Annotated in this window: 23 protein-coding genes, 2 tRNA genes and 1 riboswitch; of the genes, 3 read left to right on the top strand and 22 right to left on the bottom strand. The window is 69.5% G+C overall.

All coding sequences use genetic code 11. The annotated features are described in order from the left end of the window. Positions 1-9: 9 nt before the first annotated feature. The 6 genes from bcsB to QTI17_RS07610 all read right to left on the bottom strand — a co-directional run bounded on the left by bcsB (position 10) and on the right by QTI17_RS07610 (position 7,165). Complete coding sequence (gene bcsB, locus QTI17_RS07635) at positions 10-2,283, bottom strand: cellulose biosynthesis cyclic di-GMP-binding regulatory protein BcsB (RefSeq protein WP_286532009.1); 2,274 nt, start codon at positions 2,281-2,283, stop codon at positions 10-12. Then, entirely contained in the window at positions 2,280-4,436 is a 2,157-nt protein-coding gene (gene bcsA, locus QTI17_RS07630; protein WP_286532008.1) for a UDP-forming cellulose synthase catalytic subunit, read from the bottom strand. Before bcsA ends, bcsB begins: the two co-directional genes overlap by 4 nt. Then, positions 4,433-5,245, bottom strand: a complete 813-nt coding sequence (bcsQ, locus tag QTI17_RS07625) for a cellulose biosynthesis protein BcsQ (RefSeq protein WP_286532007.1) — start codon at positions 5,243-5,245, stop codon at positions 4,433-4,435. Before bcsQ ends, bcsA begins: the two co-directional genes overlap by 4 nt. Continuing rightward, positions 5,227-5,607: a hypothetical protein gene (locus tag QTI17_RS07620; protein ID WP_286532006.1), complete on the bottom strand. Its 381-nt coding sequence runs from the start codon at positions 5,605-5,607 to the stop codon at positions 5,227-5,229. The genes bcsQ and QTI17_RS07620 overlap by 19 nt, the downstream gene beginning before the upstream one ends. Continuing rightward, positions 5,604-6,077, bottom strand: a complete 474-nt coding sequence (gene bcsD / locus QTI17_RS07615) for a cellulose biosynthesis protein BcsD (RefSeq protein ID WP_286532005.1) — start codon at positions 6,075-6,077, stop codon at positions 5,604-5,606. The genes QTI17_RS07620 and bcsD overlap by 4 nt, the downstream gene beginning before the upstream one ends. An 83-nt stretch (positions 6,078-6,160) precedes the next feature. Continuing rightward, a complete protein-coding gene (locus QTI17_RS07610; RefSeq protein ID WP_286532174.1) occupies positions 6,161-7,165 on the bottom strand; it encodes a diguanylate cyclase domain-containing protein in 1,005 nt (334 codons plus the stop codon). A gap of 185 nt (positions 7,166-7,350) precedes the next feature. On the opposite strand from QTI17_RS07610, the gene QTI17_RS07605 reads away from it, so the two are divergent. Then, a complete protein-coding gene (locus tag QTI17_RS07605; RefSeq protein WP_286532004.1) occupies positions 7,351-9,483 on the top strand; it encodes an ATP-binding protein in 2,133 nt (710 codons plus the stop codon). Between the two features lie 17 nt (positions 9,484-9,500). Here QTI17_RS07605 and QTI17_RS07600 read toward each other — a convergent pair whose 3' ends face one another. From QTI17_RS07600 to QTI17_RS07590, 3 genes are all read right to left on the bottom strand, one after another. Beyond that, entirely contained in the window at positions 9,501-10,103 is a 603-nt protein-coding gene (locus tag QTI17_RS07600; RefSeq protein ID WP_286532003.1) for a DUF2939 domain-containing protein, read from the bottom strand. Between the two features lie 37 nt (positions 10,104-10,140). Next, complete coding sequence (locus QTI17_RS07595) at positions 10,141-10,479, bottom strand: hypothetical protein (protein WP_286532002.1); 339 nt, start codon at positions 10,477-10,479, stop codon at positions 10,141-10,143. Positions 10,480-10,576: 97 nt separating this feature from the next. Further along, on the bottom strand, positions 10,577-10,894 hold the full coding sequence (locus tag QTI17_RS07590; protein ID WP_286532001.1) for a hypothetical protein: 318 nt from the start codon (positions 10,892-10,894) through the stop codon (positions 10,577-10,579). 89 nt (positions 10,895-10,983) lie between these two features. On the opposite strand from QTI17_RS07590, the gene QTI17_RS07585 reads away from it, so the two are divergent. Beyond that, entirely contained in the window at positions 10,984-11,562 is a 579-nt protein-coding gene (locus tag QTI17_RS07585) for a DedA family protein (RefSeq protein WP_286532000.1), read from the top strand. 11 nt (positions 11,563-11,573) lie between these two features. Here the strand turns inward: QTI17_RS07585 and QTI17_RS07580 are convergent, their stop codons facing one another. The 7 genes from QTI17_RS07580 to QTI17_RS07550 form a co-directional block, all read right to left on the bottom strand. Continuing rightward, on the bottom strand, positions 11,574-12,101 hold the full coding sequence (locus QTI17_RS07580; RefSeq protein WP_286531999.1) for a thermonuclease family protein: 528 nt from the start codon (positions 12,099-12,101) through the stop codon (positions 11,574-11,576). A 92-nt stretch (positions 12,102-12,193) separates the two neighbouring features. Then, a tRNA-Asn gene (locus QTI17_RS07575) sits at positions 12,194-12,269 on the bottom strand. Positions 12,270-12,478: 209 nt separating this feature from the next. Continuing rightward, a tRNA-Asn gene (locus tag QTI17_RS07570) sits at positions 12,479-12,554 on the bottom strand. Between the two features lie 35 nt (positions 12,555-12,589). Further along, the gene (locus tag QTI17_RS07565) at positions 12,590-13,510 is read right to left on the bottom strand and encodes a thiamine phosphate synthase (RefSeq protein WP_286531998.1); all 921 of its coding nucleotides are present in this window, start codon (positions 13,508-13,510) and stop codon (positions 12,590-12,592) included. After that, on the bottom strand, positions 13,507-14,325 hold the full coding sequence (locus tag QTI17_RS07560) for a thiazole synthase (protein WP_286531997.1): 819 nt from the start codon (positions 14,323-14,325) through the stop codon (positions 13,507-13,509). The genes QTI17_RS07565 and QTI17_RS07560 overlap by 4 nt, the downstream gene beginning before the upstream one ends. A gap of 9 nt (positions 14,326-14,334) precedes the next feature. Next, positions 14,335-14,532, bottom strand: a complete 198-nt coding sequence (gene thiS / locus QTI17_RS07555) for a sulfur carrier protein ThiS (protein WP_286531996.1) — start codon at positions 14,530-14,532, stop codon at positions 14,335-14,337. After that, a complete protein-coding gene (locus tag QTI17_RS07550; protein WP_286531995.1) occupies positions 14,529-15,629 on the bottom strand; it encodes an FAD-dependent oxidoreductase in 1,101 nt (366 codons plus the stop codon). Before QTI17_RS07550 ends, thiS begins: the two co-directional genes overlap by 4 nt. A gap of 47 nt (positions 15,630-15,676) precedes the next feature. Between QTI17_RS07550 and thiD the strand changes: the two genes are divergently transcribed. After that, a complete protein-coding gene (gene thiD, locus QTI17_RS07545; protein WP_286531994.1) occupies positions 15,677-16,522 on the top strand; it encodes a bifunctional hydroxymethylpyrimidine kinase/phosphomethylpyrimidine kinase in 846 nt (281 codons plus the stop codon). Here thiD and QTI17_RS07540 read toward each other — a convergent pair. The 6 genes from QTI17_RS07540 to cysD form a co-directional block, all read right to left on the bottom strand. Next, entirely contained in the window at positions 16,467-17,804 is a 1,338-nt protein-coding gene (locus QTI17_RS07540; RefSeq protein WP_286531993.1) for a purine-cytosine permease family protein, read from the bottom strand. The genes thiD and QTI17_RS07540 overlap by 56 nt on opposite strands. A gap of 71 nt (positions 17,805-17,875) precedes the next feature. Next, a riboswitch (TPP riboswitch) is annotated at positions 17,876-17,985 on the bottom strand. A 52-nt stretch (positions 17,986-18,037) separates the two neighbouring features. Beyond that, complete coding sequence (locus QTI17_RS07535; RefSeq protein ID WP_286531992.1) at positions 18,038-18,622, bottom strand: phosphatase PAP2 family protein; 585 nt, start codon at positions 18,620-18,622, stop codon at positions 18,038-18,040. Between the two features lie 81 nt (positions 18,623-18,703). Next, positions 18,704-19,768 carry an NAD(P)/FAD-dependent oxidoreductase gene (locus QTI17_RS07530; protein WP_286531991.1) on the bottom strand — a complete coding sequence of 355 codons (1,065 nt, stop codon included), beginning with the start codon at positions 19,766-19,768 and terminating at the stop codon, positions 18,704-18,706. Further along, complete coding sequence (gene fdxA / locus QTI17_RS07525; RefSeq protein ID WP_162574924.1) at positions 19,726-20,055, bottom strand: ferredoxin FdxA; 330 nt, start codon at positions 20,053-20,055, stop codon at positions 19,726-19,728. Before fdxA ends, QTI17_RS07530 begins: the two co-directional genes overlap by 43 nt. A gap of 43 nt (positions 20,056-20,098) precedes the next feature. Beyond that, positions 20,099-21,427, bottom strand: a complete 1,329-nt coding sequence (locus QTI17_RS07520; protein WP_286531990.1) for a sulfate adenylyltransferase subunit 1 — start codon at positions 21,425-21,427, stop codon at positions 20,099-20,101. Positions 21,428-21,552: 125 nt separating this feature from the next. Then, positions 21,553-22,506, bottom strand: a complete 954-nt coding sequence (cysD, locus tag QTI17_RS07515; RefSeq protein ID WP_286531989.1) for a sulfate adenylyltransferase subunit CysD — start codon at positions 22,504-22,506, stop codon at positions 21,553-21,555. Between the last annotated feature and the right edge of the window lie 6 nt (positions 22,507-22,512).

The raw sequence follows: 22,512 nt of genomic DNA, 5'->3' as shown, positions 1-22,512 counted from the left end.
GAGGCCGTGTCAGCGCAGCCGACGGCGGGCGCGCAGTTGAAGACTGAGATAGGCCGCTACGGCGCCGATGAAGGCCAGCGCCACCACCGCCGCCGCCAGCAGCAGCGGGCTGCGCGACAGGGTCCACTGCAGCCACATCACCGGCGGCAGCCGGCCGACGTAGTAGGTGCCCCCGGCCAGCAGGCTGCTGACCTGGGTGCCGCGCACGAAGGCGGTGCTGCCCTGGATGTCGCGCACCAGGCTCGGGCTCATCAGCGCGTTCAGCAGCGCCGGCTGCGAGGCCGCGGTGGCGACCACCGCCACCACGCTGCGCTCCTTCTGCAACGGCGACTCGAAGCCGGCCAGCACGGCATCGGTGCCGTCCTCGGCCACGGTCATCCGGGTCGTGGCGGGAAGGTCCTCGCGCTGGCGGGTGCCGGTGATCAGGTCGAGCGTGTCGTCGATCCAGCTGCCCAGGTGGAACTGCTTGGCTTCCGGGGTCCGCTTGAGCGGCATCCGGTCGGCCCATTGGGTGAACAGCGGCTGGCTCTGCAGGCTGCCGAGGACCAGCAGGTCCTTCTGGGCCCACTGCGAGACATTGGCCGCCCGCCCGAGCGTGAGCCTGAGCGCCGGATAACCGGTGGCGTTGCCCAGGTGGCCGAGCAAGGCCAGGTAGGTCTCGACGTCGCTGGTCTCGGGCTGGTCGGGCAGCACGACGACGGTGTCCGCCAGGTCGGCCAGGCGAGAGAACGGAAAGCCGCTGTTGGCGTAGGCCGCGAGTTCGGGCATGGCGATGTAGTGCGGCAGCCGCGAGACGTCGATGGTCGAGGCCGGGTCGATGTTGCCGCGCACGTTGTCGAGCAGCGGCTTGCAGTCGCTCGCCTGCGGCTCGAAGTAGTAATGCATGCGAAGCTGGCTGCGCGAGCCCACCAGCAGCGGCGACAGGCTGAGGCTCTTGCTCTGCGACACGGTGCCGTCGGGCAGCAGCGGCAGCAGGAACTGGTTCCACCAGTGTTCGCCGGCCGGATTGGCCGCCCGCAGCGGCAGCGAAGCGACGAAGCTCTCGTTCAGGCTCAGGTTGAGGGTCGACTGGTCGGCCCGCACGCGCGGCGTGTAGTTGAAGCGCAGGTCGAGCGGGTAGCCGCGGCTGCGCCAGGTGAACAGGTCGGGCGCCGGCTGCAGGTTGACCTTGACCACGTCGGGCGCATAGCCCGCGACCGAGAAGTCGGCCACCGGCGCCAGTTCGCCGAGCTTCACCGGCCGGTCGTCGGCGAGCCAGCGCGGCGAGTCGTAGGGGCGGCGTGCCGGCGGTTCCTGGAAGTTGCTGACCGTCGCAGTGCCGCCGGTGAAGACCCGGCTGTTGACCGCGAGTGCCGCGGCCGCGGTGCGCAGTTCGGCGGGATTGCGGCCCAGCACCAGCAGCAGCTTGTGCGTGGCGTCGCGCGGGTGGTCGACCACGCTGAGGGTCGGACCCTGGATCGGCGGCAGGGGGAGGCCGTCGATGGTGGTCTCGGGCGTCGCGAAGACGACGGCATGGGCGGCCGGGAGTTCGCCGTTGCTGACCGGGAACACCGCGCCGCGGTAGCCGGCGAGACCGCCGAACCAGGACGAGACGATGCCCGCGGCTTCGAGGGTCGGCGTGCCGGCGGCATTGCCGAACACGAAGGGGATGCTGGCGCGGCGGACGTCGCGGCGGTCGAAGAAGGGCTGCGGCAGGGTGCCGAGATCGGCCGCCACCTTGAGCGGCACGACGTTGAGGCGCAGCGTGCTGGAGGCGTCCACCGTGGCCCACAGGCTGCTGTGCACCGGGTCCTCGCACTCGCGCGTGTAGTGGCCGACCAGTTCGATGTTGATTCGGTTGAAGTCGGTGATCAGTCGCCGGTCGATCGGGATCTCGGCGCTCTGGGGCTTGCCGGCTTCGCCCCGGACCACCGGCAGCGTGGTCACCAGCACGTCGTTGACGCTGACCTTGATGTGGGACAGCTCCGGGATCAAGGCCGGCGAATAGGCATAGTTGAGCTTGAGCGCCGCGCTGGTGACCAGCTCGTCGGCCCGGACGCTGAACGGGATGCCAACCGTGCCGCTGATGCCGCGCAGGTTGATCGCGTAGTCGACGCCGAGCTGGGTCAGCGTCAGTTCGCGTGTCGTGCCCGCAGGGGGGGCCGGCTGCGCGATCGCGGGCAGGCCGGGCGCCGCGGGGGTGGTCGTCGCGGGCTTGCCCTGCGCCAGCGCCGAGCCGCCGGCCCAGGCCAGCAGGGCCAGGGCGATCGCGCCCGCCTGTTTCCGATGAAGCGCCGATGTCACGTAGGTTCCTTTGCGTTGGCGGGGCGTGGCGCGGCCGGGGCCGGGCGCAATTTGCGGCCGGCGGCGCGCGCGTAGTGGCCGAACATGTCGCGGAAGCCGACCAGGCTGATGCGCGCGATGTGGCCGATCACGCGGTGGGCGGGCACCCGCGGGTGGTTGCCCCAGCGCGCAGCCCAGATGTCGGCGCGGGCGGTGGTGCACTGGACCAGCGCGCGCTCCTGCGCGAAGTCGAGCGCGGTGAACTGCAGGCCCAGGCGCTTGCCGCGGTTGAAGCGCACCGTCGCCGGAAAGCGGTATTCGGTCTCGCCGCGGTAGAGCGCCACCTCCAGCGGCGCCTCCTGCGCGAGCGCGATTTCCGTCGGCAGCTCGAGGCCCAGCCCACCGCTGGAGAAATCGAAGGTGTTGCAGCGCATCGAATGGCCATCCGCGAAATGCAAGGTGGCCGGCACGTTGAGCGTCACGCGGTGGGCTCCGCGCACCTGGCGCGACTCGTTGGCCGCCGCCACGCAGGCGCCCAGGATCATCAGGTTGTAGGCGGTCCAGGCCAGGTTGAGCCAGACGGTCGCGATGTTGTCGGCGTCGACCCAGGTCAGGCGCCAGAGGCCGGCCGCCACGCCGAGGAAGTTGAGCGCCAGCAGGAACAGGCTGGCCTTGGCGATCTCGGTGTCGAAGTACTGCTCCTGGATCAGGCCGCCCTTGGCCGTCACGTTGAAGCTGCCGAGCTTGGGGTTGATCAGCGCCACCAGCGTCGGGCGGAAGATGTACCAGGCCAGCACCGCCTCGTAGACCTCGTTCCAGAACAGGTAGCGGAAGCGCCCCTGGATGCGGCTGTTGGTCAGGTTGGCGTGGAACAGGTGCGGCAGCGCATAGGCGAAGATCATCGGCGCCGAGGCGTGGATCACGCTGGCGCCGAACAGCAGGTAGGCCAGCGGTGCGGTGAGGTAGATGATGCGCGGCAGCCCGTACAGGAAGTGCAGCATCGCGTTGATGTAGCAAAGGCGCTGGGCCCAGCTCAGGCCGCGCCCGAAGAGCGGGTTGTCGACCCGGAAGATCTGCGTCATGCCGCGGGCCCAGCGGATGCGCTGGCCGACGTGGCCGGACAGGCTCTCGGTCGCCAGGCCGGCCGCCTGCGGCAGCGCCAGGTAGGCCGTGTTGTAGCCCCGGCGGTGGATCTTGAGCGCCGTGTGGGCGTCCTCGGTCACGGTCTCGACCGCGATGCCGCCGACCTCCTCGCAGATCGTGCGCCGCAGCACCGCGCAGGAACCGCAGAAGAAGGTCGCGTTCCAGAGGTCGTTGCCGTCCTGGATCAGGCCGTAGAACAGCTCGCCTTCGTTCGGCACGGTGCCGAAGGTGTCGAGGTTCTTCTCGAACGGATCGGCCGAGAAGAAATAGTGCGGCGTCTGCACCATGCCGAGCTTCGGATCGCGGCCGAACCAGCCCATGGCGATCTGCAGGAAGGAGCGCGTCGGCGTGTGGTCGCAGTCGAAGATGGCGATGAATTCGCCGCTGGTGTTCTTGAGCGCCGCGTTGATGTTGCCGGCCTTGGCATGGCGGTTGTTGTCGCGCGTGACGTGATGCACGCCGACGCCCTCGCAGAACACCCGGAACTCCTCGCGCCGGCCGTCGTCGAGCACGTAGATGTTGATCTTGTCCGGCGGCCAGTCGATCGACTGGGCCGCCAGCACGGTCGGCCGGACCACCGACAGCGGCTCGTTGTAGGTCGGGATGAAGACGTCGACCGTCGGCCAGTCGCGCGGGTCGTCCGGCAGCGGATGCGGCTTGCGCTCCAGCGGCCAGGCGGTCTGGATGTAGCCCAGCAACAGCACCACGAAGGCATAGATCTCGGCCATCAGGAGCCCGCTGCCCAGCACCAGGTCGAGCAGGTTGTCCATGTACATGGTCTCGGTGATGCGCCAGTACATGTAGCGCGACGAGACGATGACCGACAGGAAGATCATCACGAGCGTCGGGATCCGGCCCGGGAAGCGGTTCAGCACCAGCGCGGCGATGAAGATCGCGACCGACAGCGTGAGCTGCTGGTGCAAGGTCAGCGGCGTGATGACGATCATCGGCAGCACGACCAGCGTGATGGCCCAGGCGACGATGCGGGGCAGCCGATGGCTCGGGGGAGGCGGCGCGGCGGGGGTGGTCATGGTCGGCGGATCTCTGCGGGGTGCGCCGGCGGCGCGAGACGTCGGAGGACCTGGCGCGCGCACTGGACGAAGTCGTCCGCGGCCTGGCTGAAGGGTGCGTAGCGGCCCACGTCGGTGGCGCTGGCCAGCGCCTCGCACACGGCCTGGTCCTGGTGGACCACGCCGAGCAGCCGGTCGCCGAGTTCGTGGCGAAGCGCCTGCAGCACGTCGCGATTGAGGCGCTTGCTGGCGTCGACCTGGTTGACGAGGCAGACGCTGGCGATGAAGTCGGGGCGGCCACGGCAGTATTTGTCGACCATGCGGTCGACCAGCGGCAGCGTGGCGAAGGAACCGGCGTCGGGCAGCACGGTCACCACGCCGAGCTGGGCGACGCGCAGCGCCTGCTGCAGGTAGACCGACGGCCCCGGCGGCGTATCGAGCAGCACCACGGTTTCGGGCGGAAGCTGGAAGCGCGCCAGCGTCTCCGCGAGCCAGCCCGGATGGTCGGCCAGCTGGCGTTCGAGGTCGATCTGGTGCTCGTCGTCGATCGCGCCGAACGGCAGCAGCACCACGCCGCCACGGCCCGGCTGCATCGCCTGGGCCCAGTTCGCGCGCCCGGCCAGCACGCCGGCCAGGCCGCACTCGCAGGCCGTGCGATCGAGGGCCAGGTGGAAGCGCAGTGCGTTCTGGGGATCGAGGTCGATGGCGAGGACGGCTTGGCCCGCGTCCGCCAGTGAGGTGCCGAGGTTGGCCGCCACCGTCGTCTTGCCGACGCCGCCCTTGGCACCGATGACCGCGACCACGGGCATCGTCAGGAGGGCTTGCGCCATCGGGACATGAGCCCGTGGCCGCCTTCGGGGGCAGGTTGGGGCTGGCCGGCCAGCCGAGCGAAGAGGAGGTCGAGCTCGCGGGGCGTGCCGGCCGGCGACGCTGCCACTGCGCTGGGCGCCGGGGCCGATGGCGTCGGCACCGGTGCGGGTGCTGATGTCGCAGGCTCCGGGACGACGGTAGGGGATACGGGCGTCGCGATGGCCGCTGCCGGTGCTGCCGGCGACCCCGGGATCAACGTCCACGCGCCCTGGGGCTGGCCGACCTCGGGTGCCGGCTCGAATTCCTTGTAGCCCTTGGCGTCGCCGCCGAACTTGCGGAACAGCCCGGCCACGTCCTCGGCTTCACGATCGTCGTTGCTCATCGCTGGAACCTGCCCAGCCGCAGCATGACCTGCGGCGATCCGTCCGTTGGCGCGGCTTCGGCCTGCACCCGCAGCGCCGGGGGTGTGCCCTGCGCCGCGAACCAGGTCTGGTAGGCGCCCTCGAAGAAGCCGCTCGCCCAGTCTTCGGTGTCGGGCCCGAAGGCCATCGCCAGCGGGCTGCAGGCGTGCACGATGCGCAGGTGGTCGGCCTGTTCTTGCAGTGTGGCGAAGCCCCAGTCGATCGCCTCCCAGCGGGCGTTGAAACAGTCGCGCAGCTGCTCGACGGTGTCGCAGCGCTCGACCGGGAGCGCCAGCGCGATGCGCTCGCCGATCCGGCGGAACAGCTGGCGGATGTCTTCAGGTGGCAGGCCGGCGCTCAGTTCGGCGGCGAACGCCCGGTTGAATTCCATCCATTGGGCGGAGCATGTACGGCGTTCGTAGTAGCTGAGAAGGGCGTCTTTATCTGTCATGGGCAGCGGCTTCGATTGTCACGGCGCTGCAGCGGATTGACAACAAAGCGGTGCCCGGCTGTCGTGTGGATGCGATTCAGGGGTCAGTGGCCGACGACGCGGTTGCGTCCACCGCATTTGGCTTGGTACAGGCGGGCGTCGGCGGCCGCGATGAGCAGGTCCGGCGAAGCGTCGGGCGGCGCGACCATGGTGGCGCTGCCGATGCTGACAGTGACCGAGGTGGGCTCCGGCGCCTTGTGGGGCAGGGTCGTGCGCTCGACCTCCCGCCGCAGCGTCTCGGCGATGGCGCCGGCCTGCGCGGCCGTGACGCCCGGCAGCACCATGGCGAATTCCTCGCCACCGAAGCGAGCGGGCAGGCAGGCGGGGTCGGGCTGGGCCTTGCGGATCGCCTCGGCCACGCACTTCAGGGCGTCGTCGCCCGCCAGGTGGCCGAAGCGGTCGTTGTAGTTCTTGAAATAGTCGACGTCGATCATTAACAGCGACAGCGGCGAACCCTGGCTTTGCGAAGTGGCCCACGCGCGTGCCAGGTGGTCGTTGAACGAGCGCCGGTTCGGCAGTCCCGTGAGACCGTCGGAGTTGGTCAGCCGCTGCAGTTCGAGGTTGCTGAGCAGCAGCTTCTGCTGGCTCAGGCGCAGGGCCCGGTAGGCGTTGTCGCGCTCGACCAGGGCCATGTAGGCGCGCGAGTGGTAGCGAATCCGGGCGATCAACTCGATCGGCTCCGGCAGCTTGACCACGTAGTCGTTGGCGCCGATGGCGAAGGCCGATCGCTTCATCTCCGGCTCGTCGTTGGAGGACAGCACGATGATCGGAATGTCGCGGGTCTCGGGCATCGAGCGGTAGGCCAGCACCAGATCGAGGCCGTTGGCCTCGGGCATGACCAGGTCCTGGAGGATCACGGTGGGGCGCACCTCGCGCGCCCGGGCCACGGCCTCGGTGGCCTGAGTGCAGACCTGGACCTCGATCGCGGGGTCGACCGCGAGCATCTTGCGCACCATCATCGCGATCACCGGCTGGTCGTCGACCAGAAGCACGGTGACCGTATCCTGCGCGCCATCGTCCGGATCTTCGGCGCGCGTATTCCCGGGCATACTCATCGGACGATGAACGCCAGGGCGAGCCGGGCGCCGGTGGGCTTGATGGTGATCGTCGGATGTGCCATGGAGACCTGGAACAGTTTCAGCAAGACGCGGGGTCGCCCGCAAGGCGGCCCGCGTCCATTATCAGGGCTCGCCCCGAAGTCCCGACAAAGGCCCCGTGGATGGCAGCAGACGAGATGACACAACCCGACGCGCAGGAAGCGCTGGCGCGCCTCGAAGCCTCGCAGCAGCGCCAGCTCGAGCTGGTCCGGCGCGTGGTGGCGCTCACGGCCGAGCGCGACAAGCTCGCGGCCCGCGTGCGCGAGCAGGACCAGGAGCTCGACGCCTCGCACAAGGTGCTGGTGGCCGCCAAGCGCCACCTGATGGTGGCCGAGGCGGCCCGGGTGGCGCAGTGGGAGTGGGACCTGGCGGGCGGCCGGGTGCTGCTCGGACGCCGCTGGGACCGGATGATCGGCGAAGAGGTCGAGGACCGCCGCTGGGAGTTGAGCGCCCTGGAGGCCCGGGTCCACCCGGACGACCTGCCGCTGGTCCGCCAGGCCCTCAAGGATGCGCTGAGCGGCAAGGCCGACCGCTACATCGCCGAGCACCGGGTCTCGACCGCCAACGGCTGGATCTGGATCGAGAGCGTCGGCATGGTCACCGAGCGCGATGCCGCGGGCGCGCCCTTGCGCCTCACCGGCTTCAACACCGACATCACGGCGCGGCGCACGATGCATGCCGAGATCGAGCAGGCCCGGGCCCAGGCCGAGGCCAGCAACCGGGCCAAGAGCGAGTTTCTCGCCAACATGAGCCACGAGGTTCGCACGCCGCTCAATGCCGTGATGGGGCTGACCCGGCTGCTGCACCAGTCGCCGCTGAACGATGAACAGCGCCAGCACCTGGAACTGATCGACAACTCCGCCACCTCGCTGCTGGCACTGCTCAACGACGTGCTCGACCTGTCGAAGATCGAGGCCGGCAAGCTGGTGTTCGAGCAGGTGCGCTTCGACGTCGGCCGCTGGGTGCGCGAGGCGGTGGCGCTGCACCGCCCGGCGGCGGCCAAGAAAGGCCTGAAGGTCGAGCTCGAGATCGCCGAGGACGTGCCGTGGAAGGTGGCGGGGGATCCGGGGCGGCTGCGCCAGGTGATCTCCAACCTGGTGTCGAACGCGGTGAAGTTCACCGACTTCGGCCGCATCTCGGTGACCGCGCGGCTGGCGCCCAACCAGAGCGAGCTGCGGCGCGACCAGCTGCGCCTGCTGTTCACGGTGCGCGACACCGGCATCGGGGTCGCGCAAGACAAGCAGGCGCACATCTTCGAAGCCTTCACGCAGGCCGATGCATCGATCACGCGGCGCTACGGCGGCACCGGGCTCGGGCTGGCCATCTGCGCGCGGCTGGTGTCGATGATGGGCGGGTCGCTGAACCTGCTGAGCCGGCCGGGCGAGGGCAGCACCTTCCGCTTCACGGCGGTGTTCGAGCAGGCGGCCGACGAGATGAGCGTGCTGACCGAACCGGCCCCGCTCGAGGCCATGAGCCTGCAGGGCCTGCACGTGCTGGTGGCCGAAGACCATGCGGTCAACGAGCTGCTGATGCGCAAGCTGCTGACGCAGATGTGCTGCACCTTTCACGTGGCGCGCAATGGCGAGGAGGCGGTGCGCTGCTGGCGGGAGCGCCGCTTCGACCTGGTGCTGATGGATGTCCAGATGCCGGTGCTGAGCGGCCTCGACGCCGTGGCGCAGATCCGCGCCGTGGAAGCCGCCGAGCCGCGGCGCGGGCACACGCCTGTCGTGGCGCTGACCGCGCATGCGATGGCCGGGGACCGCGAACGCTGCCTGGCCGCCGGCATGGATTCCTATGTATCGAAACCGGTGTCGCCGGCGCTGCTGGCCCAGGCGATCCAGGAGGCCCGCGCGGCGCGCCGCGAACCGGGGGACGAGTGGGACCCCGGACAGCTGGGCATCGAGGACCTCTTCAAGCCCGAGGCCGAGTTGGCGCCGGCGGTCGACATGCGGCAACTGGTGCGCACGCTGGGCGGCGATCTGGTGGTGGTGCGCGAGATCGCGGTCGCGATGCGCAGCGACATGGCGGTGCGGCGCGAGGCGATCGCCGCGGCGCTCAGGGACGGCAACGCCACCGCCGGCCAGGAGCAGGTGCACGCGCTCAAGGGGGCGCTGGCCAGCATCGGCGCGCACCAGGCGGCACGGCAGGCCAAGAACGTCGAGAACGCGTGGCGCCAGGGCGACTGGGACACCGTGCGCGCCGCGGCCGAACTGCTGGAGCGCGAGGTGGAGCGGGTCGACGCGGCGCTCGAGGAAGTGGTCGACGGTTGAGCGTTTGAGCGCGACGGCTATTTGTTGAAGGCCGAGGCCGGCAGCCGGAGGTCGGTGAGCTTCCAGTCTGCGAAGCCGCTGCGTTCCAAGACCAGACCGAGGCGCTCGCTGTTGGGCTCGTCGTCGGGGCGGGCGGGATCGACGGCGTAGGCGGTGACCCGGCTGGCGCCCTGGCGCTCGATGATCCAGCGGGCCTTCTTCGGCTCCGGCGCTGCGGTGTCCGCCGGGGCGCTGCCGGGGGGCGGCGGCGCCGGCTCGGACGCGCTGCGGCCGAGCCGGCCGTTCTGCATGGCGGCCATCACCGTTTCCGGCCGCACCAGCGTGTCGACCAGCGGATTGACCAGGCTCGCGCCGATGACGTTGCCGAGCGCGCTCAGCGGATTGCCGCCGTCCTTCGGTGCCCCGAGTTTCTGCGCCAGCAGGGCCGTCAGCTGTGCCTTGAGGCTTTCACGCAGCCGGGGATAGTCGATGTGGGCATTGAGGGCTTCGGCGTCGCCGCGCTGTGCAGCCGCCTGGAGCTGGCGCACGGCCAGAAAGGGCGACAGGTACCAGTAGCCGGCGCCAGCCAGCAGGAGCAGCATGACCAGGGCGGCCGCAGCCAGGCGTTGTGGTTTCTTCATCCCCCGATTCTGCCAATCGGGACGCGCTCGCCGCGCTTCAGTACTTGAGGGTCACGCCGGCCTTCACGCCCTTTTTCTCATTGCCGTCGGAGAAGACGCCAGCGGAATAGGACAGGTCGCCTGCCGTGCTGCCGCCGAGCGAATAGGTCGGCCGGGAGCCGGTGGTGTCGACGCCGATGTACTTGCTGCTGCCGTCAGGGCGCTGGGCGCCGACCGTGGCGCCCTTCGATTCCATCGACGTCTCGGTCGGGGACACGTTGGGCTCGGCGTAGACAGTCCCGTTGTCGTCGCTCTTCAAGGGCAGTTTCGGGGTCTGGGCGAGGGCGGTGGCACAGCACGCGGCCAAGCCCAGCACTGCAACGATGGATGTACGCATGCGCTGGATCCTGAGGCCGAAGAGCCGGCGGCAGCGTAGGCCCGAGTCGCCGGATGGGCTGCGCGTTGTCCGACAGGCATTTCCGGAGCTTCCAGGTTCAGCCGCGCATGGCATCGCGGATGGCGGCGACCGGACCGATTCCGAGCGAGCCGAGCAGTGTCAGGACCCAGAAGGTGACCGCGGCCGGTCCGACGACGACGACCGCTGCGGCGGGCAAATGCTGATCTGCCCAGCCGACCGCGAGGACGACAATCGCGAAGACGATCGTCACGAAGACGCGATAGCTCGATACGCCTGGACGCCAGCGTCCGGTTCCGGCGGAAAGTCGAGCCATGACCGGACGCATGAGGCGGGCAACTCGCAAGCGCGGGGCTGCCAATGGCTGTGGCGAGAGTTCGATGAACGGAGAAGGCATGACGGAATTGTGCGGTGCGGAACCTGACTGTTGGCCTCCCAACGGCCAGCGGCGGACCAGAATCCGCAGCCTCATCTGAAAAGGCACGCATGTCCTTGACCCGGCTGCTCACCGACTATGGCTACTTGGCCGTCTTTGCGGGCTGTCTTCTCGAGGGCGAGACGATCCTGCTGCTGGCCGGATTCGCTGCCCACCAGGGACATTTGTCGTTGCCGCTGGTCCTCGCGATCGCCTTCATCGGCGGGGCCCTGGGCGACCAGATCTTCTATTGGGCCGGGCGCGCATGGGGCACGGCACTGCTGGGCCGGATACCCGGTTTCCATGAGCGGGCGCGGCGGGTCATCGCATTGCTGAAGCGCCACGATGCACTGCTGATCGTCGGCATCCGCTTCATGTACGGCCTGCGCATCGTCGGGCCGATCGCCATGGGCGCCGTCGGCCTGTCATCTCGGCGCTTCAGCGTTTGCAACCTGGTTGGCGCAGCCATCTGGGCGCCGCTGGTGGGCGGCCTGGGCTACCTGTTCGGCCATGCCGTCGAGGCGCTGCTGGGCGACATCGCGCGCTTCGAGGAAGTGGCGCTGGCGCTGATCGTCGCTGTCGCGGCCCTGTTCGGGCTCATCCACGCCTGGCTGCGGGCGAGATCGAAATCGAAGAATCCGGATCGATGAGGCGCAGCGGGTCAGTGGGTGTCGTGTTCTGTCCTGCGCCATTCCCAAGGCGGCACCGGGCTGGCGTCGCGCCAGAGCCCGATCTTCTTCGCCCGCGCTTCGGCTTCGGCGAATTCATGCTGGCCGCGGGCCTGGGGCGTCTGCTCGTGCGCATAGGCGCGATACCACCAGGCCATTCCGAGCGTGAGCATCGCCAGCCCGGCGTCCAGTGTCTTCGGACCCTGCGGCGCCGATGCCGGCGCGACCCGCACGCTGCAAACCGCGCGGCCGTAGCGGTCGGTCTTCTGGCAGTCGAGTTCGACCTCCTTCGCGAAGACCAGTCGCGACAGCGCTTGCTTGGCGCGGGCGCCGAAAGCCTGGCGCTTCTCGGGCGCGTCGATGGCATCGAGGCGAACCTTCAGCCGTTCGTAGCCGCCTGTCCCCGGACAGCGCGCCGTCAGCGTGTCGCCATCGGTGACGCCGACCACCAGGCAGGTGCGCGGGGCGGCATGGAGGGCAAAGGGCAGGGTGAGGAAGAGGGTGAAGACAAGGCGGCGCATCGAGAGGTCGGGTTGCCGAACGAGGCACCCCAATGGAAAATGCCCCGCTACCTTTTGAGTAGCGGGGCATCCAGTGGCCTTGCGGCACATTCTGGCTCCTCGACCTGGGCTCGAACCAGGGACCTACGGATTAACAGTCCGGCGCTCTACCAACTGAGCTATCGAGGAACAAGCCTCAAATTATATATCGAGTGAAGGGGCCGATTCCCCGGGCACACACGTGACGCGCTACAAATTCGAAGTCGCCGAAGAAAAAAAAACGCGCCGGCATGGGCGCGTTCTGCAGAGACACTCGAAGCTCGTTGCAGAGGCCGAATGCAGAGCCGAAGCTCTTCTTGTTGTTGCCGCCGCAAAACGGGTTCACTGCGGCTTGATTCTGGCTCCTCGACCTGGGCTCGAACCAGGGACCTACGGATTAACAGTCCGGCGCTCTACCGACTGAGCTATCGAGGAACAAGCCTTAGATTATAGCGTGGTTTTTGGCCCTCTCAGGCGGCGCTGTTGCAGATCGCCATCAGCCGCCGTGCCGCCTCCTCGGGCTGCGGGTCGGCCACCAGCGCGCGCACCACGGCCACCGAGCCGACGCCCGTGGCCAGCACTTCGGGCATGCGCTCTTCATCGACGCCGCCGATGCCGACCTGCGGGTAGCCACGCATGAGCCGCGCATACGCAGCCAGGCGCGCCACGCCCTGCGGTGCGGTCGCCATCCGCTTGAGCGTGGTCGGGTAGACCGCGCCCATCGCGATGTAGCTCGGGCTCGCGAGGTCGGCGCGAAGCATTTCCGCGTAGCCGTGGGTGCTGACGCCGAGGCGAATGCCGGCGTCGCGGATCGTCCGCAATTCTGCGGGAGCCAGCGCGTCGAGGTCTTCCTGGCCCAGATGCAGGCCGTAGGCCCGCGCAGCGATGGCGTGCTTCCAGTGGTCGTTGATGAAGAGCAGGGCGCCCGTGCCGCGCACCGCCTCGACAGCCGCCCGCACCTCGCGCTCGATGGCGCCGGCATCGTTCGACTTGAAGCGCAGCTGCACCGTCGGCACGCCGGCGCGCGCCATGCGCCCGACCCATTGGGCATCGGGCAGCACCGCATACAGGCCCAGCTTCTCGGGGCAGGGCGGAAACGCGTCGTCGCGGCGCGTCGGCGGAAAGGAGCGCAGGCCGAAATCGGCCGGGGTGTCGGGCCAGGCCTCGGCGTCGAAGCGGCCGGTGCGCTCGCTCTGTGCCCGCCATGCGCGCGCCAGGCATTCGGCGTCGATGTCGATGAAGCCCAGGGTGCCGCAGGCCTGCTTCGCGCCGCGGTAGACCGGGTCGTCGGAGGTGAACGAATCCGTGGCGTGGCTCGTCGTGCCAAAGCGCGCGGCGTGGGCCGCCACGATGGCCCGTGCGATGGTGGAGGGGTCGGTCATGGCGGTCATTGGGATGCTGCGTGATGCCAGAAAGGCGTACCCAGCACCGGCGTGCTCGGCTGGGCCGAATCCTGCGCCGCCATCGCGCCCGCATGGTGCGCGCTGCGCCCGGCCTGCACTGCGTCGGCGAAGGCGCCGGCCATCGCGACCGGGTCCTGCGCCAGCGCCACCGCGGTGTTCAGCAGGACGCCGTCATAGCCCCATTCCATCACCTGGCAGGCATGCGAGGGCAAGCCCAGCCCGGCGTCGACCAGCAGCGGCACCGACAGCCGCTCGCGCAGCACCTGCAAGGCGTAGGGGTTGACCGGCCCGCGCCCGGTGCCGATCGGCGCCGCCCAGGGCATCACGGCCTGGCAGCCGACATCGACCAGCCGCTGGCACAGCACGAGGTCCTCGGTGCAGTAGGGCAGCACCTGGAAGCCGTCGCGGATCAGCTGCGCGGCGGCGTCGACAAGGTTCAGCGTGTCGGGCTGCAGCGTGTAGTCGTCGCCGATCAGCTCGAGCTTGATCCATGGCGTATCGAACAGCTCGCGCGCCATCTGCGCGGTGGCGATCGCCTCCTGCACGCTGTGACAGCCGGCCGTGTTGGGCAGCACCGGCACGCCGAGGCGGCGCAGCAGGTCCCAGAAGCCGTTGTCGCTGCCGGCGCCGTTCGAGGTCGCGGTTTGGCGTCGCAGCGAGGCAGTGAGCATGGCGGGCCGGGCGCGCCGGACGGCCGCCTCGAGCACGTCGGGCGAGGGGTAGCGCGCGGTGCCGAGCAGCAGCCGGCTGTCGAAGCTCTGGCCGTAGAGCACGAGCGGATCGTTGGGGGGAATCGGTGTCATGGTGTGTCCTCAGCCGCCCGTCACGGGGCGGATCACTTCGATGCGGTCGTCGGCCTGCAGCAGATGCGCGCCGTAGTTCGAGCGTGGCACGAACTGGCGGTTGACGGCGACGGCGAACGGCGGCTTGGCTTCGATGAGCGCAAGCGCGTCCGACAGCGTCGCGCCGGCCGGCAGCTGGTGGGGTTGGTCGTTGATCAGCAGGTTCATGGATGGGTTGCGAGGCCGAAGCGGCCGGCCAGCGCCGACTGGCCGGTGGCCAGCAGTTCGAGCGCGACGTCGAGGATCGCCGGCGCGATCATGAAGCCGTGGCGATAGAGGCCGTTGACCTGCATCACGTGCGGGCGCAGCTCGCGCACGGCCGGCAGATTGTCGGGCAGGGTCGGGCGGCACTGGGTCGCGATCTCGACGATGCGCGCTTCCGCGAAGCCGCTGTGCACCGCGTAGGCCGCGCTCAGCAGTTCGAGCGTGGAACGCACGCTGGCCGGCGACATGTCGTCCGACTCGATTTCGGTGGCACCGATGACGAACAGGTGATCGGGCTTGGGTGCGATGTAGATCGGGTAGCGCGGGTGCACCAGCCGCGTCGGCCGCCGCAGCGTGACCTCGGGCGCATGGACCCGGATCACTTCGCCGCGCACGCCGCGCAGCGCGCCCCACTGCGGCTTGGCGCCGAGGCCGCGGCAGTCGATCACGCGTTCGGGCTGGCCGGTGGCGCCGGGACTGAAGTCGTCGGGCGCGCGCGGCGCCTGCCAATGCAGCCGGACCTTCGGCTGCGCCTGCAGCGTGGCCAGCAGCGCGTCGAGCAAGGCGCGGTTGTCGAGCTGGCCTTCGTCGGGCAGCAGCAGCGCCTGCGCGAAGCGCCGCCCCAGCGCGGGTTCGATGGCCTCGATGCCGGCGGCGTCGAGCGTACGCATCGCGGGCAGCTCCGGCACCCGTTCGCCGGTGCGCTCCAGCACGCGGCGCAGCCGCGCGGCCTCGGCGGCGTCCTGGCGGTGCCACAGCACCAGCGTGCCTTCGCGCTGGAAGAACACCGGGGCCGCGAGCGCTGCGATCAGCGTCGGCCAGCGGTCGAGCGCGTGATGCCCCATGCGCACGACCGAGGACGGCGCCACGGCCGATTCGGCCAGCGGCGCGAGCATCGCAGCAGCCACCCGTGCGGCGGCGCCCTCGGCCTGCGGACCACCGGCTTCATACAGGTCGATCTCGCAGCCGGCCCGGGCCAGTGCCAGTGCCAGCAGCCGGCCCATGAGCCCGGCGCCGAGCACGGCCGCGGAGCGGAAAGGGAATTCTTGCGACGGGCTCATTGCGGGCTCAGCGTGGGCCACGGCGTGCGTGGTCGATAATTTTCAACATGACTTCTGCATTTTCCCGCTACGCACGCGTGCTTTCGATCGCCGGCTCCGACAGCGGCGGCGGCGCCGGCATCCAGGCCGACCTGAAGACCTTTTCGGCCCTCGGCTGCTACGGGATGACCGCGATCACCGCGCTGACGGCGCAGAACACGCTTGGCGTGTCGGGCATCCACGGCGTGCCGCCGGCCTTCCTGAAGGCGCAGATCCAGGCGGTGGTCGAGGACATCGGGGTCGACGCGGTCAAGCTCGGCATGCTGCATGCGCCCGAGATCGTCGAGGTGGTGGCCTGGGCCATCGACCACTACAAGCTGCCCAACGTGGTGCTCGATCCGGTCATGGTCGCCACCAGCGGCGACCGGCTGATCGCCGCCGAGACGGTGGCCGAGCTGGTGCGCGAACTGTTCCCGCGCGCGATCGTCGTCACGCCCAACCTCGACGAGGCGGCGCTGCTGATCGGCCATGCGATCGACGGGGTCGATGCGCTCGACGACGCGGCCACCGAACTGCTCGCCCTGGGTGCCAGGGCGGTGCTGCTCAAGGGCGGCCACCTGCCGGGCGACGACGTGGTCGACCTGCTGGCCGAGGCCGACGGCGAGCGGCTGCGGCTCTCTTCCAGCCGCATCGCGAGCCGCAATCTGCATGGCACGGGCTGCACGCTGTCGTCGGCGATCGCTGCCCACCTGGCGCTCGGCCATGCGCTGCCCGTGGCGGTGGAACGCGCCCGCGGCTATGTGGTCGCCGCCATGGCGGCGGGCGCGGACATGCAGGTCGGCGCCGGTCACGGTCCCCTCAACCACGGCTTTGCACCAGTGCCGAGCGTTCGCCTGCCTGTGCCGGGCGCGTGACCAGGGCCAACACGAAGGTCAGGGCCAGGGTCGGCAGCGCCGAGCCCCACTGCGGCGCCCAGGCGGCGCAGGCGTGGTAGACCGCGATGCCACCGATCCAGAGGCCGGCCGCCGCCGGGTCGACGCGGCGGCTGCCGAGCGGCACCGGCGCGTTGCCGGTGCCGAGCCGGCCGAGGATCACGCCGTAGAGCGGGACGAACACCGAACTCAGCAGCAGCAGGAAGGGTTCGAGCGTGTGCATCGGCAGCACCAGCGCGAAGCCGATGCAGACCGCGGCCAGCAGCAGGCCCCAGCGCCGCACGCTCCAGCGCGGCCGCAGGCTGTGGGCCGACACCGAGCCCGAGTAGACATCGCCGTAGGCGTTGTCGAGCTCGTCGATCAGGATCAGGCCGAGTGCGACCAGGCCGCCCTGGGCCAGCAGCAGGGCGGCGACCAGGTCGGTGCCGGGCTCGGCCACGCTCACGACCATCACGCCGAGCGCGTAGCACCAGATGTTGGCCAGCACATAGCCGATCCAGGTGCCGCTGAAGGCGCCGCCCAGGCCGCCCGCGCTGCGCTTGCCGTGGCGTGCGTAGTCGGCCACCAGCGGCAGCCACGAGACCGGCATGGCGATCACCAGGTCGAGCGCGCCGAACATGCCCATCGAGCCGTCGCCGGGGCGGGTCCAGAAGGCGTCCAGTCCTTTGGCGTGGAGCCGGGCCGCGAACTGCCAGCTCAGCCAGGCCAGCGAGAGCACCACCAGCGGCAGGCCGAAGCGGCTCACGAAGCGGCGCACCAGCTTGACCATCGAGCCGGCCAGCAAGGCCAGCAGCACGGCGCCCCACAGCAGCGTCGTCAGGACGGTGCCCAGCGGGCCGCCGAGCGACCAGCCGAAAGCCTGCGCGCCGATGGCCTGGGTGCCTTCGCGCATGATCACGAGCTCGAAGGTGGTCCAGCCGATGAGCTGCACGATGTTGAGCAGCACCGGGAGCCGCGCGAAGGCGCTGCCGTAGGTGGCGTTCATGAGGCCGGCGCTGGCCAGGCCGCTTTCGCAGCCGACGCGGGCCGTCCAGGCCAGCAGGCCGGCGCCGATGCAGGAGCCCAGCACGATCGCCAGCATCGCGTCGCGGGTGCCGACCGCGGGCACCAGATAGGCGCCGATCTGCATCACCAGCAGGCCGACGCCCAGGCTGAACCAGAGCGCCATGTGGTCGCGCCACTGGAAGACGCGGTGCGATTCGCCAAGCGGCGTCAGCGCCTCGTTGGCCGCGGCCGAGGCCTGTTCATGGGTTGTGTTTGCCATCCATTTGCTCCATGCAAGTGTGTGGCAGGTGGGCGAGGCCGGCGACCCGACCGCCGCGCGAGAAAACGTGGCGGCCGCCGGACCAGCTTCCCTGCGCGAGGATTACCTCAGTCAGGTTCAAAGGGACTCTCTCAGCCGGCCTGCAACTGCGTGTTGCGGGCCGGCACCCCTAGCGTTGCTTCCGTCAGGCGAAGCAGGTCGATTGTAGAGCCGGCCGGGGCCGGCGGGCCCGCTCAGGCGGCGGGCGTGCCCGTGGGCTTTGCCGAGCGCGCATCGTCGCGGGCGATCAGCGGCAGGACGATGCGGCGCACGCCGATGGCCAGCACCCAGAACAGCCCCGTGATCACGATCGCCAGCGCGAGCCCTGCGGCGATGTCGAACGGGAAATGGGCGCCGACGTAGATGCGGGCCCAGCCGGTGACCAGTGCGATCGCGAACACCGCGAGGCCAAGCGTTCGCAAGGCCGGGCGCAGACAGAGCACCAGTGCCAGCGTGAACATCACGCTCGCATGCGCGCTCGGCAGCGAACCCCTGGCGCCGTGGGCGATGTAGTTGGGGCTCAGGCCGGCGACGAAGGGCCTCGGGAGATTGAGAGCCTGGGCCAGCGCATGCGCGGCCAGCGCGGCGGCGCCGGCGGCGGCCAGGGTCGCCATCAGGTAGCCGCGTTGTGCGGGCTGCCGCCAGGCGGCCACGGCCAGCAGTGCGAGGCAGAGCCAGGAGGTTCCGTCGGCCAGCTGCGTTGCCAGCCAGAGGAACTGCGCGTCGGGCGCATGGCCCGCGCCGAGCCATTGGAAAAGAGAAATGTTGACGTCCTGCATGTCAGGCGATCCTAAGGCCAGCGGGTGTCCCCACCATGAACGGGGTGTTCACCTCAAGTTCAGGCATCGATCGGTTCTTTCTCAGTGGGCGACGCCGAGCAGCGTGTGCAGCCGCGTGCTGGTGGTGGTGTACTGCAGCGGGATCGACTTGTCGGGAAACACGATCGCCGCCGCGCCCCAGGCCGCCAGCGTGGCCTCGTGGAAGCCGCAGACGATCAGCTTCTTCTTGCCGGGGTAGGTGTTGATGTCGCCGACGGCGAAGATCCCGCGCTCCTGGGTCTGGTACTTCTCGGTGTCGACCGGCAGCTGCTTGCGCTCGAGCGCCAATCCCCAGTCGGCGATCGGCCCGAGCCGCGGCGAGATGCCCAGGCAGCCGATCAGGGTGTCGAAGAGCAGCGCGACGGTCTGCGCGTCGGGCGTGGCGACCTGCAGATGGGCCGGATCGAAACCGACCGGCTGCCCGACCTGGAGGCGAAGGGCGCCGGCGGCGATGCGCTCGCGCACGGCCGCGACCGTGGCCTCCTCGGCCTGGAAGACGTCGCGGCGATGCAGCAGCGTGACCGCCTTGGCCAGCGGCAGCAGTGCCAGCGCGGTCTCCAGGGCGGCATCGTCGCCGCCGTGGACGATCACCGACTGGCCCGCAAAGCGCTCGAGGGCGTCGGGATGGTAGAAAAGCCGCGTGCCTTCAAGACGGGCGATGCCTTCGACCGCGATGCGCCGCGGGACGAAGGCGCCGACGCCGGCCGCAATGAAGACCGTCTTGCAAAGGAAGGCGTTGCCGCGAGAGGTCCCGAGCAGCAGGCGGCCGTCGTCCTGGCGGGCCAGCGTCGCGACCTGCTCGTCGAAATGGATGCGCGGCTTGAACGGCGCGATCTGCTGCAGCAGGGATTCGGCCAGGCCGCTGCCGGTCGTGACCGGCGTGCCGGGGATGTCGTAGATCGGCTTGTCGCCGTACAGCGCCACGCACTGGCCGCCCGCGCGCGGCAGGGCGTCGACGATGTGGCAGGAGATCTCGAGCAGGCCGAGCTGGAAGGCCTGGAACAGCCCGACCGGCCCCGCGCCGATGATCAGTGCATCGGTTTCGATGGGCGCAGCCGGCGTACTCAGCGCACCAACTCCCCGATCTTGTCGGTCTTGTCTTTCCACTCGTCGGCATCGGGCAGCGCGGGCTTGCGCTTGGTGATGCTCTTCCAGCCGTCGGCCAGCGCCAGTTCGGCGTTGAGCTTGATGAAGGCCAGCTGGTTGGCCGGCAGGTCTTCTTCGGCGTAGATCGCGTTCACCGGGCACTCGGGGATGCAGACCGCGCAGTCGATGCACTCGTCGGGATCGATGACCAGCATGTTCGGCCCTTCACGGAAGCAGTCGACCGGACAGACGTCGACGCAATCGGTGTATTTGCAGCGGATGCAGGATTCGGAGACGACGTGGGTCATTTTCTTGGCAAGCGGAAGGGAATGATCGGGAAAACCCCGAATTTTAGGCCTTTGTGGCGGCAGGGCGCACCAGCACCGCAGCGGAGGTGCGGTGCGAGGCGGTATCGACCAGGATCAGCGAGCCCAAGGTGCGCGACTGGGTGAAGGGCAGCACGGCCAGCGGCTGCTGCAGCGACAGCACCACGTCGCCGATGGCGTTGGCTTCGAGCTTGTCGGTCGGCTCGGCGTCCAGCGTCGTGATGTTCACGCGGTCGATGATGCGCGCCACCTTGGCCTTGACCCAGCGGTGGCCCTGCAGCGCCCAGTAGACCCGGCCGGCCACCAGCGGCTCGTCGTCGAGCCAGGCCACCGTGGCGGTGATCTCGCGCACCGGCTCGAAGGCGTCGGGGGCCAGCAGCCAGTCGCCGCGCGAGACGTCGAGTTCGCGGTCGAGCACGATGCCGGCGCTGTGGCCCGCATGCACGGCCTTGGGCTCGCGCGTGTGGCTCAGCACCTGGGCCACGGTGGCGTGCTGGTTGCTCGGCAGCACGCTGATGCGCTGGCCGGGCTCGATGTGGCCGCTGGCGACCCGGCCCCAGAACACGCGGCGGCCGCGCGAGGTGTCGGCCGAGGCCGAGAACTTCTCGACCCATTGCACCGGGAACGCGAAGGGCACGGACTCGTCCTGTGCGGTGACCGGCAGCTGCTCGAGCAGTTCGAGCAGGCTCGGGCCCTTGTAGCCGGCCCAGTCGGGGTGGCGCGACGCCACGTTCCAGCCCTTGAGCGCGGAGATCGGAACCGTGGCGGCGACCTGCACGCCAGCCGCTTCGGCGAAGTTCGCGAGCGCCTCCGAAATGCGTTCGAAAGCCAGCTCGGCATCGTCGATGGCATCGAGCTTGTTGACCGCGAACACGATCGACTGCACGCGCAGCAGGTGGCACAGCAGAGTGTGGCGGCGGGTCTGCGGCAGCAGTTCTCGGCGGACCACTTCGCCGTCGCCGACCTCGGCGGCCCAGGCCAGCTTGGTCGCGTCGACCAGCACCACGGCGGCGTCGGCGCTCGATGCGGCCGTGACCATGTTGCGCGTGTACTGCTCATGGCCCGGCGCGTCGCCGATCACGAACTTGCGGTGCGCGGTCGAGAAATAGCGGTAGGCGACGTCGATCGTGATGCCTTGCTCGCGCTCGGCCGACAAGCCGTCGGTCAGCAGCGCCAGGTCGGTCTCGCCGCCGCGTTGCACGCCGGCCAGCTGGTCCTGCAGCACGGTCTTGCTGTCGACCAGCAGGCGGCCGATGAGGGTGCTCTTGCCGTCGTCGACGCTGCCGCAGGTGATGAAGCGCAGGGCGGCGCCGGTCTCGGCTTGCTGTTCAAGAGTTGAAGTGGTCGCATTCATATTCGTTCTCGCCAATGCACTTTCTTATTCGTGAAACACCGAGGAACCGGCTTCGCCGGGCCTCTGGTGTTGCCCCCGGCAGGGGGTGGGCGGGCTACACGAAGTGAGCCCAACCTGGGGGCGAGCTAAAAATATCCGTCTTTCTTTCTTTTCTCCATGGACGCTTCGGAGGTCTTGTCGTCCATGCGGGTCGCGCCGCGTTCGCTGACATCGGCGGCCAGCGTCTCGACCACGACGTCGCCGGCATCGGCCGCCAGGCTGTCGACCGGGCAGGTGCAGGTGATGTCGCCGACGGTGCGGAAGCGCACGTCGCGCACTTCGACCTGCTCGCCATCGCGCGGCGGCGTGAGCGGGGTCACCGGTACCAGCAGGCCGCGGCGCTCGACGACTTCGCGCTTGTGGGTGTAGTAGATCGAGGGCAGGGCGATGTGCTCGCGCTCGATGTACTGCCAGACGTCGAGTTCGGTCCAGTTCGAGATCGGGAAGACGCGGAAATGCTCGCCCGGCGCGAGGCGCGTGTTGAACAGCGTCCACAGCTCGGGCCGCTGGTCCTTGGGCTGCCATTGGCCGAAGCTGTCGCGGTGCGAAAAGATGCGCTCCTTGGCGCGCGCCTTTTCCTCGTCGCGGCGGGCGCCGCCGATCAGCGCGTCGAAGCGGAATTCCTCGATCGCCTCGAGCAGGGTCACCGACTGGTGCACGTTGCGCGATTCGCCCGGGTGGGCGAGGCGCACCGTGCCGCGCTTCATCGAATCCTCGACATTGCGCACGATCAGCTCGGCACCGAGTTCCTTGGCGCGTTGATCACGGAAGGCCGTCACTTCAGGGAAGTTGTGGCCGGTGTCGATCATCAGCAGCGGATACGGAATGCGGCCGGCGCCGAAGGCCTTCTCGGCGCACTTCAGCAGTACCAGCGAATCCTTGCCGCCCGAGAACAGCAGCGTCGGCCGCTCGAAGGAGGCCGCGACCTCGCGCAGGATGAAGATGGTTTCTTCTTCCAGGGCGTCGAGCTGGGTGTTGGACAGGTGGGCCAGCGTCTGTGCGGTCGACAGCAGCAGGTCGGGTTCGGTTCGGGCGTTCATCGGGTG

The organism is Variovorax sp. J31P179 (assembly GCF_030316985.1).
GTDB lineage: Bacteria > Pseudomonadota > Gammaproteobacteria > Burkholderiales > Burkholderiaceae_C > Variovorax > Variovorax ginsengisoli_B.
This window is presented reverse-complemented; position numbering and strand designations above follow the sequence as displayed.

Excerpts from the sequence above, each read along its gene's own strand:
- thiS (WP_286531996.1), bottom strand. The coding sequence starts at position 14,532 with ATGAACCTGCTGATCAACGACCAACCCCACCAGCTGCCGGCCGGCGCG.
- QTI17_RS07610 (WP_286532174.1), bottom strand. The coding sequence starts at position 7,165 with ATGCCCGGGAATACGCGCGCCGAAGATCCGGACGATGGCGCGCAGGAT.
- bcsD (WP_286532005.1), bottom strand. The coding sequence starts at position 6,077 with ATGACAGATAAAGACGCCCTTCTCAGCTACTACGAACGCCGTACATGC.
- QTI17_RS07620 (WP_286532006.1), bottom strand. The coding sequence starts at position 5,607 with ATGAGCAACGACGATCGTGAAGCCGAGGACGTGGCCGGGCTGTTCCGC.
- QTI17_RS07520 (WP_286531990.1), bottom strand. The coding sequence starts at position 21,427 with ATGAATGCGACCACTTCAACTCTTGAACAGCAAGCCGAGACCGGCGCC.
- thiD (WP_286531994.1), top strand. The coding sequence starts at position 15,677 with ATGACTTCTGCATTTTCCCGCTACGCACGCGTGCTTTCGATCGCCGGC.
- QTI17_RS07590 (WP_286532001.1), bottom strand. The coding sequence starts at position 10,894 with ATGCCTTCTCCGTTCATCGAACTCTCGCCACAGCCATTGGCAGCCCCG.
- QTI17_RS07535 (WP_286531992.1), bottom strand. The coding sequence starts at position 18,622 with ATGCAGGACGTCAACATTTCTCTTTTCCAATGGCTCGGCGCGGGCCAT.
- QTI17_RS07540 (WP_286531993.1), bottom strand. The coding sequence starts at position 17,804 with ATGGCAAACACAACCCATGAACAGGCCTCGGCCGCGGCCAACGAGGCG.
- QTI17_RS07580 (WP_286531999.1), bottom strand. The coding sequence starts at position 12,101 with ATGCGCCGCCTTGTCTTCACCCTCTTCCTCACCCTGCCCTTTGCCCTC.
- bcsQ (WP_286532007.1), bottom strand. The coding sequence starts at position 5,245 with ATGGCGCAAGCCCTCCTGACGATGCCCGTGGTCGCGGTCATCGGTGCC.
- fdxA (WP_162574924.1), bottom strand. The coding sequence starts at position 20,055 with ATGACCCACGTCGTCTCCGAATCCTGCATCCGCTGCAAATACACCGAT.
- QTI17_RS07600 (WP_286532003.1), bottom strand. The coding sequence starts at position 10,103 with ATGAAGAAACCACAACGCCTGGCTGCGGCCGCCCTGGTCATGCTGCTC.
- cysD (WP_286531989.1), bottom strand. The coding sequence starts at position 22,506 with ATGAACGCCCGAACCGAACCCGACCTGCTGCTGTCGACCGCACAGACG.
- bcsA (WP_286532008.1), bottom strand. The coding sequence starts at position 4,436 with ATGACCACCCCCGCCGCGCCGCCTCCCCCGAGCCATCGGCTGCCCCGC.
- QTI17_RS07595 (WP_286532002.1), bottom strand. The coding sequence starts at position 10,479 with ATGCGTACATCCATCGTTGCAGTGCTGGGCTTGGCCGCGTGCTGTGCC.
- QTI17_RS07565 (WP_286531998.1), bottom strand. The coding sequence starts at position 13,510 with ATGACCGCCATGACCGACCCCTCCACCATCGCACGGGCCATCGTGGCG.
- QTI17_RS07550 (WP_286531995.1), bottom strand. The coding sequence starts at position 15,629 with ATGAGCCCGTCGCAAGAATTCCCTTTCCGCTCCGCGGCCGTGCTCGGC.
- QTI17_RS07585 (WP_286532000.1), top strand. The coding sequence starts at position 10,984 with ATGTCCTTGACCCGGCTGCTCACCGACTATGGCTACTTGGCCGTCTTT.
- QTI17_RS07560 (WP_286531997.1), bottom strand. The coding sequence starts at position 14,325 with ATGACACCGATTCCCCCCAACGATCCGCTCGTGCTCTACGGCCAGAGC.
- QTI17_RS07605 (WP_286532004.1), top strand. The coding sequence starts at position 7,351 with ATGACACAACCCGACGCGCAGGAAGCGCTGGCGCGCCTCGAAGCCTCG.